The organism is Rhodanobacter sp. BL-MT-08 (assembly GCF_054161255.1).
Window position 1 is genome coordinate 4,036,945 of the sequence record NZ_CP167872.1, and the last position, 12,357, is coordinate 4,049,301.

11 protein-coding genes are annotated in these 12,357 nt (G+C 63.6%); 5 read left to right on the forward strand and 6 right to left on the reverse strand.

Annotation, left to right across the window (positions count from 1 at the left end):
• Positions 1 to 14 precede the first annotated feature (14 nt).
• Positions 15 to 761 (forward strand): pteridine reductase, encoded by a 747-nt coding sequence (locus tag ACDK93_RS18000; protein WP_458070393.1) that lies wholly within the window; start codon positions 15 to 17, stop codon positions 759 to 761.
• Between the two features lie 67 nt (positions 762 to 828).
• On the opposite strand, the gene ACDK93_RS18005 is transcribed toward ACDK93_RS18000, so the two are convergent.
• The 3 genes from ACDK93_RS18005 to folB all read right to left on the reverse strand — a co-directional run bounded on the left by ACDK93_RS18005 (position 829) and on the right by folB (position 2,753).
• Positions 829 to 1,686: a DUF6159 family protein gene (locus ACDK93_RS18005; RefSeq protein WP_458070394.1), complete on the reverse strand. Its 858-nt coding sequence runs from the start codon at positions 1,684 to 1,686 to the stop codon at positions 829 to 831.
• Positions 1,687 to 1,893: 207 nt separating this feature from the next.
• Positions 1,894 to 2,394: a 2-amino-4-hydroxy-6-hydroxymethyldihydropteridine diphosphokinase gene (folK, locus tag ACDK93_RS18010; RefSeq protein ID WP_458070395.1), complete on the reverse strand. Its 501-nt coding sequence runs from the start codon at positions 2,392 to 2,394 to the stop codon at positions 1,894 to 1,896.
• Positions 2,394 to 2,753, reverse strand: coding sequence for a dihydroneopterin aldolase (folB, locus tag ACDK93_RS18015; RefSeq protein ID WP_458070396.1), 360 nt, complete (start codon positions 2,751 to 2,753; stop codon positions 2,394 to 2,396). Before folB ends, folK begins: the two co-directional genes overlap by 1 nt.
• A 99-nt stretch (positions 2,754 to 2,852) precedes the next feature.
• Here folB and dbpA point away from each other — a divergent pair, with 99 nt between their 5' ends.
• The gene (dbpA, locus tag ACDK93_RS18020) at positions 2,853 to 4,247 is read left to right on the forward strand and encodes an ATP-dependent RNA helicase DbpA (protein ID WP_458070397.1); all 1,395 of its coding nucleotides are present in this window, start codon (positions 2,853 to 2,855) and stop codon (positions 4,245 to 4,247) included.
• Between the two features lie 43 nt (positions 4,248 to 4,290).
• A complete protein-coding gene (locus ACDK93_RS18025) occupies positions 4,291 to 5,067 on the forward strand; it encodes a glutaminyl-peptide cyclotransferase (protein ID WP_179480472.1) in 777 nt (258 codons plus the stop codon).
• 70 nt (positions 5,068 to 5,137) lie between these two features.
• Here ACDK93_RS18025 and ACDK93_RS18030 read toward each other — a convergent pair whose 3' ends face one another.
• Together ACDK93_RS18030 and ACDK93_RS18035 are read right to left on the reverse strand one after the other, a co-directional pair.
• Positions 5,138 to 5,614, reverse strand: a complete 477-nt coding sequence (locus ACDK93_RS18030) for a DUF4174 domain-containing protein (RefSeq protein WP_458070398.1) — start codon at positions 5,612 to 5,614, stop codon at positions 5,138 to 5,140.
• A gap of 158 nt (positions 5,615 to 5,772) precedes the next feature.
• On the reverse strand, positions 5,773 to 7,050 hold the full coding sequence (locus ACDK93_RS18035) for a TIGR03862 family flavoprotein (RefSeq protein ID WP_458070399.1): 1,278 nt from the start codon (positions 7,048 to 7,050) through the stop codon (positions 5,773 to 5,775).
• 865 nt (positions 7,051 to 7,915) lie between these two features.
• On the opposite strand from ACDK93_RS18035, the gene ACDK93_RS18040 reads away from it, so the two are divergent.
• Together ACDK93_RS18040 and ACDK93_RS18045 are read left to right on the forward strand one after the other, a co-directional pair.
• Positions 7,916 to 10,327, forward strand: coding sequence for a protease pro-enzyme activation domain-containing protein (locus ACDK93_RS18040; protein ID WP_458070400.1), 2,412 nt, complete (start codon positions 7,916 to 7,918; stop codon positions 10,325 to 10,327).
• Between the two features lie 168 nt (positions 10,328 to 10,495).
• Positions 10,496 to 11,914 carry a M20/M25/M40 family metallo-hydrolase gene (locus ACDK93_RS18045; protein ID WP_458070401.1) on the forward strand — a complete coding sequence of 473 codons (1,419 nt, stop codon included), beginning with the start codon at positions 10,496 to 10,498 and terminating at the stop codon, positions 11,912 to 11,914.
• 63 nt (positions 11,915 to 11,977) lie between these two features.
• Here ACDK93_RS18045 and ACDK93_RS18050 read toward each other — a convergent pair whose 3' ends face one another.
• Positions 11,978 to 12,346 carry a DUF1161 domain-containing protein gene (locus ACDK93_RS18050; RefSeq protein WP_458070402.1) on the reverse strand — a complete coding sequence of 123 codons (369 nt, stop codon included), beginning with the start codon at positions 12,344 to 12,346 and terminating at the stop codon, positions 11,978 to 11,980.
• Positions 12,347 to 12,357 lie beyond the last annotated feature (11 nt).

Here is a 12,357-nt window from a genome sequence, read left to right on the forward strand (position 1 = left end):
GTGGTAGCCGACGCATGACCGCAGCACATCCCCGACCCGTTGCGCTGATCACCGGCGCCAGCCGCCGCGTTGGCGCCGTCGTCGCACGCACCTTGCACGCGGCTGGCTATGACCTGGCATTGCATTACCGCAACTCCAGCGACGATGCCGAAGCTCTGGCAAAAGATCTAGAAGCGCAGCGTCCCAACAGTACGCTGCTGCTGCAGGCCGATCTCTCGAATCTCTCAACGCTAAAGCCCCTGATCGAAAAACTGCTCGCGCACTTCGGGCGACTCGATGCGCTGATCAACAATGCCTCCGCGTTCTATGCCACGCCGCTGGAAAGCGCCACGCTCACGCAGTGGGATGAGCTGTTTGCCTCCAATGCGCAGGCGCCGTTTTTTCTGACCCAGGCGGCCATACCGGCACTGCGTAAAGCCGGCGGTGGCATCGTCAACATGCTGGATATCTACGCCGAGCGGCCGCTGGCCGGCTATACGCTCTACTGCATGGCCAAGGCCTCGCTGGCCGCCATGACGCGCTCGCTGGCGCTGGAACTCGGCCCGGACATTCGCGTCAACGGCATCGCGCCCGGCGCCGTGCTGTGGCCGTCCGAAGGCAAGAGCGAGGAAGAACAGAATGAACTGCTTTCGCGCACACCGCTGAAGCGCGCGGGCAAGCCGGAAGATGTTGCCAGCGCCATTCTCTGGCTGCTGCGAGATGCGCACTACACAACGGGCCAGGTCATCCATGTGGACGGCGGGCGCATCCTTTCCATCTGAGACCTGAAAACAAAAGGCCTCCCGATGCGGAGGCCTTTTGTTTACGCGGAGACGTCAGCTGCAGCGATTATTTCTTGCTGCGAAACGCCTGATCCAGCAGCACCGTATCGAAGCCCACGCTGGTTTCGCCGGACTCCGCATAGCGGTACAGGGCCGCGGCGTAGATGCCGTGCAGCGATGCCTGAATCAGCCCGAGCAGGGTCAGGCCGAGCACCACCACGACAATCGCGACAACCAGCGCCGCCACAGACTGCAATGCCATCGCGCCGCCGATCAGCACCGCCGCCACCACGACAGCAAGCACCATGAAGAGGCCGAACACCACGCCGATGCCGCCGTTGCCGATCAGGTTTTCGCCCCAGCTGCGCTTGAGCAGTTCCACGCTGTGCTTGACCGCATCGACCGGCCCCACTTCCTGGCTGGCGAGAATCGGCACGACGAGAAACGTCGCCACCGTCCAGGCCAGGCCCAGAAAGCCGACGACCAAACGACCGATCAGACCCAGCCGCTCCTGCACCATGCGCAGCACCAGTCCGACCGTCGCGGCGATCAAGGCATAGCCAAGAATCTGCGTGATCTTGCCTCGGGCCAGCGCGAAACCGGCCGACACACTGGTCGGCTCGCCGCGTAAATGCATCAGCGCCACGCCGGTCAGCGCCGTTTGAAAAAAGATGATGACGAAGTACTGCACCAGATAAAACGCGAACATCAGCAGATACGAGCCGGCCGACATGCGCTGGTGAAAGTCCTGTCCCACATGCTCACCGCCGACCATCATCAATAGGACCGGCAGTAGAAAACTCGCCGCCACCAGCAGCGTGCACGCGCCGGAGAGCAGCGGAAAGATCAGCAGCGACTTGTCCGACTGCAGGACGGCCGCGCTGGCCTTCATCAAGGCCCAGCTTCGCGAAAACTTCCCCGCCATAACTATTCTCCCCCGTGGATGACGCTGCTTTTTTAGCACCGATGGCGGCGGCGCAACAGTGAAAGAAGCGGGAGATACCTGTGGCGCGAACGCCGAGGGCGGCCCGGAGGGCGAGCGGCGCAGCCGCGAGTAAACGGAAGATCATCGGCACTTCGGCTCCGACGCCATCCACTTATCCTGATCGGTGCAAAAGATAGGGTCCGCCGCTTAGGCGTTCGACAAATCCATCGACGTATCGACGGTCATCGGCTCGCTGTCGGCAGGAAACGCCTGCCACAGTTCGCGCATGCTTTTGCCACTGAGCGGATGCCGGAAATCCGGCGCGATATCGGCGATGGGTCGCAGCACGAAGGCGAACTGCAGCTCGTTGCGCGGTATCTGCAGATGGCCCGTGCCGTCGACGATCAGATCGTCGTAGAAGACGATATCCAGATCCAGCGTGCGGTCGGCGTAGCGCGGCACGTCGCGGCGGCGGCCGTGGCGGTCTTCCAGCGCATGCAGCCATTCGTTCAACGCCGTCGGCGAAAGATCGGTGTCCAGCCCCACGGCCAGATTAACGAACTCCGCACCCTCGAAACCGACTGCCTTGCTGCGATAAGCGGGCGACACGGCGAGCGCGCCGAAGCGTTGGCGCAGTTCGTCGACAGCGGCACGCAGATAGCGCTGCGGCTCCACGTTGGAGCCAAGGCTGAGATAGACCCGCGCCATCAGTCCGGCCGCGTGCCGCGTTCGATGCGCACGCCCACCGACTTGGCGCCACGCACTGCGCCGGGCTTGGACAGCTTCAGGCGCACCCAGCTAACGCCGAACTCCTCGCGGATGATCAGCGCGCAGCGCTCGGCCAGCGTCTCGACCAGACCGAAGCTGGATTCGGCGACGTAGCCGATCAGGCGCTTGGACACGTCCTTGTAGTTGAGCGTATCGGCAATGTTGTCGCTGGCGGCCGGGCGGGTGTTGTCGAACGCCATCTCGATGTCGAACGACAGCGTCTGGCGCACGCGCCGTTCCCAGTCGTAGATACCGATGACGGTATCGATACGCAGGTCTTCGATGAAAACGATATCCATGGAAAGCATTGCCCGTTGATCAGGGACACAGGTTCGGCGAGCCGGCGTGCGGATGCAAGCCGCCGATTGCCGCAGCGGCGGTCATGCGATCATAGGGGCATGACCACCTTCCATACGCTTGCCCTCAAACCCGCCCTGCTCGACAGCGTCGAAACGCTGGGCTATGCCGATATGACGCCGGTGCAGGCGCAGAGCCTGCCGCCCATGCTCGAAGGTCGCGACGTGATCGCGCAGGCGCAGACCGGCAGCGGCAAGACCGCCGCTTTCGGCCTCAGCCTGCTGCAGACGCTGGACGCCGACACCATTCGCCTGCAGGTGCTGGTGCTTTGCCCCACGCGCGAGCTGGCCGATCAGGTGAGCAAGGCGATCCGCCGGCTGGCGATCAATATTCCCAACGTGAAGCTGCTGACGCTGTGCGGCGGCATGCCGCTCGGCCCCCAGCTGGCCTCGCTGACCCACGATCCGCATATCGTGGTCGGCACGCCGGGCCGCGTGCAGGAGCATCTCAAGCGCGGCAGCCTGCACGGCGGCGGCATCAAGGTGCTGGTGCTGGATGAAGCCGACCGCATGCTCGACATGGGCTTCAGCGACGCCATCGACGACATCGTCGGACGCATCGCCAAGCATCATCAAACCCTGCTGTTTTCCGCCACGTATCCGCAGGAGATTCGCGCCGTCAGCCAGCGCCTGCAAAAGAATCCGGTCGAGGTCACGGTGGACGCGCCGGCCAACGAGGTGCCGGCGATCGAGCAGCGCTTCCACGAAGTGGAGCCGGCGCAGAAGATCGATGCGCTGGCGCAGCTGCTCAGTGGCGAGCGCGGCACTGACGTATCCGGCCAGCAGGCGCTGGTGTTCTGCAATATGCGCCGCGAGGTGGATGCAGTCGCACTGGAACTCGACCGCCGCGGCTTTTCGGCGCTGGCCCTGCACGGCGACATGGACCAGCGCGACCGCGACGAGGTGCTGGTGCGCTTCGTCAATCACAGTTGCAGCGTGCTGGTGGCCACTGACGTCGCCGCGCGCGGGCTGGACATCGTCTCGCTGCCGCTGGTCATCAGCTACGACATCGCGCACGATCCGGAAACCCATACGCATCGCATCGGACGCACCGGCCGCGCCGGTCAATCGGGCCTGGCGATCACACTGTGCGCGCCGCGCGAACGGCCCAAGGCACTCAACATCGAAGAGCTCAACGGTACGCCGCTCGCCTGGCGGCCGCTGAAAGTAGCGCCCCAGCGCAGCAAGACCCTGCATTTGGCGCCGATGAAAACCCTGGTGATCGACGCAGGACGACAGGACAAGCTGCGCCCCGGCGACATTCTCGGCGCGCTGACCGGCGACGCCGGCCTCGCCGCCAAGGACATCGGCAAGATCGACGTCTATGCGACGCGCGCCTACGTGGCCATCAGCCGCTCGCTCGCCGCCAAGGCGCTGGAGCGCCTGCGCGCCGGCAAGATCAAGGGCCGCAGCTTTCGCGTTCGCCCGCTGGGTTGATTGCGGACTATCTATTATCTAAACAGACGACGGAATGACTCCGATGATTCGACGGCTGACTTATCTCTTCGCGCTTGCCCTGCTGACCTGCTGCGCGCCCGCCGGCGCGGCGATACCCACGTATAGCTACAAGGTCGTGCACGTCTATCCTCACGACATCACCGCCTATACCGAAGGCCTGTTCTACAAGGACGGCTTTCTCTACGAGGCCACCGGCGAAGAGGGCGAATCGACCGTGCGCAAGGTCGAGCTCGAAACCGGCAAGGTGCTGCAGCGCTACGACGTGCCGCCGCAGTATTTCGGCGAGGGCATCGTGGACTGGAAGGGCAAGCTGCTGCAGCTCACCTGGAAAAGTCAGATCGGCTTCGTGCACGATCTCAGCACGTTCAAACTGGAGCGCAGCTTCACCTATCCGGGCGAAGGCTGGGCGCTGACGCGCGACAGCAAGAAGCTCTACATGAGCGACGGCACGCCGACGCTGCGCGTGCTCAACCCGGATACGCTGCAGCAGATCGGCAGCATCGACGTCACCGCCGACGGCGAGCCGGTGAAGAACCTCAACGAGCTGGAGTGGGTGAAGGGCACCCTCTACGCGAACGTGTGGCTCACCAGCAAGATCGTCCTGATCGATCCGGCCACGGGACACGTGACCGGCATCCTCGATCTCGCCAGCCTGTTCGACGTGAGTCAGCTACCGGAGCCGGTCAACGACTGCCTCAACGGCATTGCCTACGACGCCAAGCACGATCGACTGTTCGTCACCGGCAAGCGCTGGCCCAAGCTGTTCGAAATCAAACTCGTGAAGCAGCCGGCAACGTAAGGACTCGCCTCACCGGCCCATGCTTGGCGTCGACGTAGCGAGGCCAACGGCGTCACGGCGAATCGGATAGCTAGTCGCGGTTCCTGTCGGGACTGCCAGCCGCATCGCGCCCCATTTCGTCCTGCCGCATTGGCATCGCATCGATGATGCCGAACAGCTCGTTCAGTTCGATCGGCCCATGGCGCTCGAGCTTTTTGCCACCGTCCTTGCCGACGAGTATCACCCTGTGCAACGGACCCGGGCGCAGCCTGAGTTCTTCGATCAGCGCCTTGCTTGCTGCAACGCTCATGTCGCGGCCATCGCGCTGGCCGTGGCCGTCGATCACCGTGAATAAAATCATGTCGCGCTCCGCGAAAGCGCGCTGGTTGTCCGGTTCGCTCAGTGACGTTTTCAGCTTGAGCAGCACTGGATCCGCGGCGCTTGCCGCGATGACGATAAGCGGGCGCGTTTTACCGAATTCCTGAGCCAGCGGCGCGTCACTGCTCGCTGCAAAGCTGTGCGTGCCGACGATGGACGCCGCGGCAAAGATCAACGTTCGGATAAGCATGCGAGACTCCTCGGTGAATCGGCCTGCACTGCGCGCATCGCTGCGAGGCTGCTGTCAGCAATCGGCGCTTGAGAAGGATTGCCCTGCCCCTGTGAAGCGCGAGTCACCTGAAAGGGCGAGCTACAACTGCGCACCAATCGCTCGGGTTCGAACGTGCCTTAGCCCGTGCTGGCCGTGTCAGTAGCGCGAGCCATGCTCCCGCCTTGATCCAGCCACTGCGCCGCGCCGCGGCCGGCCATCAAGCCGCTGGCGAAGCACGCGGTCAGCAGATAGCCGCCGGTCGGCGCTTCCCAATCCAGCATTTCGCCGGCGAAAAACACGCCGGGCTTCGCGCGCAGCATCAGCGCGTCGTCCAGCGATTCCAACTGCACGCCGCCGGCAGTGCTGATCGCCTCCGCCATCGGTCGCGGCCTGTGCAAATGCAGCCGCAGTGCCTTGAGCTGCGCCGCCAGCGCTACGGGATCGGCCAGCGTGGGCTTGTCGACCCGTTCGAACACCAGCGCGCTCTTGTATGCATCCAGCCCCGCGCGACGACGCAACCAGTCGCCGATGCTGTGCTTGCCGCGAGGCGCCGCCAGCCGTTCGGCGAGTACCGCCTGCGTGTAGCCTGGCACCAGATCCAGCGTCAGCACGGCTTCACCGTTCTCGGCGATCTGCTCGCGCAGCTCGGCGCCGATGGCGTAGATCAGGCTGCCCTCGATGCCGTACTCGGTCAGCACGAACTCACCCTGCCGCGCATGCGCGATGCCCTGCCGATCGGTCCAGTGCGCGATCACCGGCTTCAGCGGTGCGCCGGCGTAGCGGCCGATCAGGTACTCGCTCCAGGGGATTTCAAAGCCGCAGTTGGCGGACTGCAGCGGGGAAACCTCGGCACCTAGCTGCTGCATGGCATCCACCCACGCGCCGTCGGAGCCGAGCTGCGGCCAGCTGGCACCGCCCAGGGCGAATATCACCGCATCGGCTTTCGCCGTGCACTCGCCATGCGACGTGCCGAAGCGCAGCACGCCATCACGCTGCCAGCCAAGCCAGCGGTGATGCACATGAAAGCGAACGCCGGATTCGCGCAGGCGATGCAGCCATCCGCGCAGCAGCGGCGCGGCCTTCATATCGGCAGGAAACACGCGACCGGAGCTGCCCACAAACGTTTCCACGCCGAGGCCGCTCGCCCACTCTCGCAAGGCCTGCGCGTCAAAAATTTTGAGCCAGCGGCCGATTTCTGCGTGGCGCGAGCCGAAGCGGCTGATGAAGTCAGCCGCGGGCTCCGCATGCGTAAGGTTGAGTCCGCCCTTGCCGGCGAGCAGAAATTTTCGGCCGACCGAGCCCTTGGCATCGTAAAGATCGACCACCGCGCCGGCGGTCCGCGCCGCTTCAGCAGCCATGAGCCCCGCAGGGCCGCCGCCAATGATCGCCAGTCGGGGAATGGTGGCCTCAGTCATTGCTCCATGGTGGCACGTCGGCTGGATGGACCAAAGTAATAGTGGTACTACGCCAGAAGTGCTCCCGCATCAGCCCATTTTTTTCGAAGATCCGATAAAAACCATCGCACGCCTATTATTCGATCCTTTCAAAAGCCTGTAAATCATTATCGAAACTATTTATTTGCCTTGGCTCTTCGCTTATTCAGAAAAATTCTTCATAGGCTTATTACATTTTATATGGGTGGATAAACCACGGATGTCGCGTGCAACAGTCGGCGTCAAAGCAAGGCATGAAGTTTATATCGATCTAACCGTAACTATTTGCGATTTAGCAAGTTATTACCTGCGAGCGGCATGACACCCTGGGATCGCTCGTCGAAATATCGGGCACCAACGACGCCTAAATATTACATAATACATTGTTTGTAATGGATAAACGCAGAGACAAATTGCAGCCTTCTGGAAGGCTGACGACAGGCCGCGTAAGTTGCCGCAAGCGTTCGGACCGCTGATTTTCCTGCGAAAACGGTTGCGCCTCGCGGATCATTTCAAACCGTACGGCGATTGTGTGATTGCAATCACTGGATACTTCAAAAAATCCTATTGACGCTACTTGAGCATTCGCCATAACGTCGAATGGTTGGCCAATGGGGATTTTGGCAAACGGTCTCGTCACGACGCCAGTTCTTATTTTGGCGTCGCCCTGTCAAAACGTTCGTATCAACCCTTTCCAGGGACATCAAAGAGGCTTACGCAACGTCGACGGGATCGCAGGGCAATCCAAGAAAAACCGCTGGTGCCGCGTCTGTCCGCGGCACTCCATTACATGAGGTGTTCGTGCCCCGTGCGGGGTCGTTTTGCCTCAAAAACTTCGGGAGTTCCAATGCAAAGTCATTTCCGTCTCAAGCTGCTGGTCGCATCCATGGCTCTGGCCACTACGGCATCTGTCTGCGCCTCGCCCGCGAGCAACGTCAGCACGGCATTTGTCGGGCTGGCTCAGGCACAGCACGCCACCACCCTGCGTCAGGGTGAAGTTGTCACCGGCCCGCTGGCCGCCTCGCAGTCGGTGCCGGTTGTCGTGGCGCTCAAGCTGCGTAACCAGGACCAGCTCGACGCTTTCCTTGCCAATGCGCAGAAGCCCGATACCCCGGTAGCCCAGCGCACGATGAGCCCGGAGCAGTTCGCCGCGAAATTCTCGCCGACCCAGGCACAGGCCCAGGCCGTGGCGGATTACCTGACCAAAGCCGGCTTCAGGAACGTGGCGATCGCGCCGAACCGTCTGCTGGTCACCGCCGACTCCACCGCCGATACCGTGCGTGCCGCCTTCCACACCACGTTTGAAAGCGTGCGCACGCCGGACGGCCGCAACGCTTATCACAACACCAGCGACGTGATGATCCCTGCCGCGCTGAAGGACAGCGTGCTATCTGTGGTCGGCCTTGATACCGTGCACGTGTCGCACACCTTCGCCAAGTTCGCCAAGACCAATGCGGTGACCACGCAAGCCACCGGCACGGCCACTGGCCACAACCCGGTCGATTTCGCCACGATCTACGGCGCCAACAGCCTCGCCACGGCGTCGACCATTCCGGTCGGCATCATCGTCGAAGGCAGCCTGACCAAGGTGCTGAGCGACCTGAAAACCTTTGCCTCTAACAACGGCCTTCCCGCGGTCACGACCCAGGTCGTTGGCAGCGGCGGCAGCGACACCAGCGGCGACGGCGAATGGGATCTGGACAGCCAGGACATCGTGGGTATCTCCGGCGGCGTGCAGAAGATCGTTTTCTACGACACCACCTCGCTGACCGACGCCAACCTCACCGCCGACTACAACGCCGCCGTGACCGCCAATGCGGTGAAGGTGATCAACGTCTCGCTGGGCGAATGCGAAACCTCGGCACAGCAGGCCGGCACCGTGTCGGCGGAAGACCAGATCTTCAAGCAGGCCGTGGCGCAGGGTCAGACCTTCTCGGTCTCCTCGGGCGATTCCGGCGCGGATGAGTGCGGCACCGGCGGCGTCACGCCGAGCTGGCCCGCCAGCTCGCAGTATGTGGTCGCCGTCGGCGGCACCGAGCTGTACACCTCCGGCACCACCTGGGGCAGCGAGACCGTGTGGAACAACCTGAGCGCCAGCGAAGGCGCCACCGGCGGCAGCCCCAGCACCTTCGAGCCGCAGCCGAGCTGGCAGTCGGGTGTCGGCCAGAACGCCGGCCACACCACCCGCGGCGTGCCGGACATCGCGTTTGACGCGAGCCCGGTCAGCGGCGCGCTGGTGATCGTCGACGGCGCGGCCAACCAGCAGATCGGTGGCACCAGCCTGGCCTCGCCGCTGTTCGTCGGCTCATGGGCACGCACCATGGCGGCCAAGGGCACCGGCCTCGGCTTTGCCGCACCATTGATCTACAAGCTGCCGACCTCGGCCTTCCACGACGTCACCTCGGGCAACAACGCCGGCGAAACCGCCGCCGCCGGCTGGGACTACACGACCGGCTTCGGCAGCCTCATCGTGAGCCAGGTGGTTGCCAATGTCGGCAGCTCCGGCGGTGGCGGCGGCACGGGCGGCACGCCGACGGCCAACTTCAGCGACACGGTCAGCGGCCTGACGGCCACCTTCACCGACTCGTCCACCGATTCGGGCGGCACCATCAGCTCCCACGCGTGGACTTTCGGCGACGGCAGCACGTCCACCGCCACCAGCCCAAGCCATACGTACGCCGCGGCAGGCACGTACAGCGTGACCGAAACCGTGACAGACAGCGTCAGCGGAGCCACCAGTTCCAAAACCGCATCGGTCACGGTGACGGCTTCGGGTGGCGGCTCGTCGCAGCTGATCGTCAACGGCGGCTTCGAAACCGGCGCCGCAAGCCCGTGGACGCTGAGCGCCGGCACGCTGTGCAGCAACAGCACCTGCTCGGGCGAAGTCGCCCACGGCGGCAGCTATTTCGTCTGGCTCGATGGCTACGGCACCAAGCACACCGACACGGCCTCGCAGACGGTCACCATCCCCAGCGGCAAGACCTCGGCCACGCTGTCGTACTACCTGCACATCGATACCGCGGAAACCGGATCGACGGCCTACGACAAGCTCACCGTGCAGGTGTTGAACAGCTCGGGCACCGTGCTCAAGACGCTCGCCACCTACTCGAACGTCAATGCAGCCACCGGCTACGCCGTGCACACGGCCAGCCTCGCGGCCTATGTCGGCCAGACGGTGACGATCAAGTTCACCGGCACGGAAGACTCGTCAAACCAGACCTCCTTCGTACTGGATGATGTGACACTGACCGTGCAGTAAGCCGCGCTGCAGGATGACGGTACGCTTTGGCCGTCATCCAAAGCGCGTAAGACGAAGGGCCCGGTCGCAAGACCGGGCTTTTTTTGCGATCAGCGCGACATCAAGAGCGCACCGTGCAGCGTGCACGCGTTGTATGGTTATCGCCTTCCCCGCTGCTGGATATCCACCATGCTTCGAAGCGCGCAGGCCGTTTTCCTTTTTGCCCTGATCAGTGCAACCGCCGGCAGCGCCGCGGTGGCTGACACGATGGCAGCCACCGAGCAACCCGCGCTGCACGCCTTGGCCGCCGCACCTAGCGAAGCCGAACTGCGCGCCACCATCACCAAACTGGTTGGCTTCGGCACGCGCCACACGATGTCCGACACCACCTCGAAGACGCGCGGCATCGGCGCGGCGCGTCAATGGGTGAAGTCGCGTTTCGAGGCCATCTCGCGCGACTGCGGCGGCTGCATCGAGGTAGTCACACCGGCGCAGACCTTCACCGGCAAGCGCCTGCCCACACCGACCCAAGTGATGGACGTGGTGGCGATCAAGCGCGGCAAGGGCGATCCCAACCGCGTGATCGTGATGACCGGCCACCTCGATTCCCGCGTGACCGACGTGATGAACAGCAAGAGCGATGCGCCCGGCGCCAACGACGATGCCTCCGGCGTCGCCGCCTTGATCGAGGCCTCGCGCCTGCTCTCCAAAAAGGACAATCAGGCCACCCTGGTGTTTGCCGCGCTGTCGGGCGAAGAGCAAGGCCTCTACGGCGGCAAGGTGCTGGCCGATTACGCGGTGGCGCAGGGCTGGCAGGTGGAGGCCGATCTCAACAACGACATCGTCGGCAACAGCCGCGGCCAGAACGGCGCCGTCGACAATACCTCGGTGCGCATATTCTCCGAAGGCACCAAGAGCAACGAAACGGCCGCGCAGGCAACGGCCCGAAGCTACCACGGCGGCGAGGTCGATTCGCCCTCGCGCAACATGGCGCGCTACATGGCCAGCCTTGCCGACACCTACATGCCCGATCTGCGCGTGCACATGATTTATCGCACCGACCGCTACAGCCGCGGCGGCGATCAGGTGCCGTTTCTTGAGGCAGGCTTTCCCGCCGTGCGCGTGACCGAATCGCACGAGGATTACACCCGGCAGCATCAGGATCTGCGCATCGGCAAGACCGACCAGGACAAGGGCATCCACTACGGCGACACCATCGACGGCATCGACTTCCACTATCTCGCTCGCGTCACCGCGCTCAATACGCTGACGATGGCATCGCTGAGCCGCGCACCGGCGCCGCCGACCGGTGTCACCATCGAAGGCGCACTGGCCACGGACACGACCGTGAAGTGGAACAAGGTCGCCGGCGCCGCCGGCTACCGTGTGCACTGGCGCGATACCACCGCCGCGCAATGGCAGCACCAGCAAAGCGTCGGCTACGAGGATCACGCCGTGCTGAAAGACGTGGTGATCGACGACTGGTTCTTCGGCGTATCGTCGGTATCGGCCGACGGCTACGAAAGTCCGGTCGTGTTCCCCGGCGACCCCGGCAGCTTCACGCGATCGCCTGCGCCCGCCGGCAGCAGTTCGGCTCCGGGCCACTGAGTGGATTTGGTCGAGAAAAAAGGCGCCCAAGGGCGCCTTTTTTTTATTGGCGAAGCGAACCGATCAACCGCCGCTGGAGGTAGCCGGCGCGGGCGCAGACGAGTTGTCGGCCGCTTTCTTCATATGATGATGATGCTTCGCCGGAGCGGGGGCGCTGCTGGCATCCGCGGGCGCCGAGCTGTCGGACGAGGAGCTGTCCGAGCCGCCGCCTTCGCCGCGGGTGTAGACGATTTTCTTGTCGCCTTCGCAGGTACCGACAACCTTGGCGTCCGCACCGGCGTTGTCACTGGAAACCACCTCAAGCTTGTAGTTGCTGACGCCGTTGGCCTTGATCTTCGCATCAATGCTTGACTTCACATCGTCACACGACGCGTGGGCCATGACCGGCAGGGCGAGAACCAGCAGGGCCATCAATCCAAAACGCTTGTTCATGGGTCTTCTCC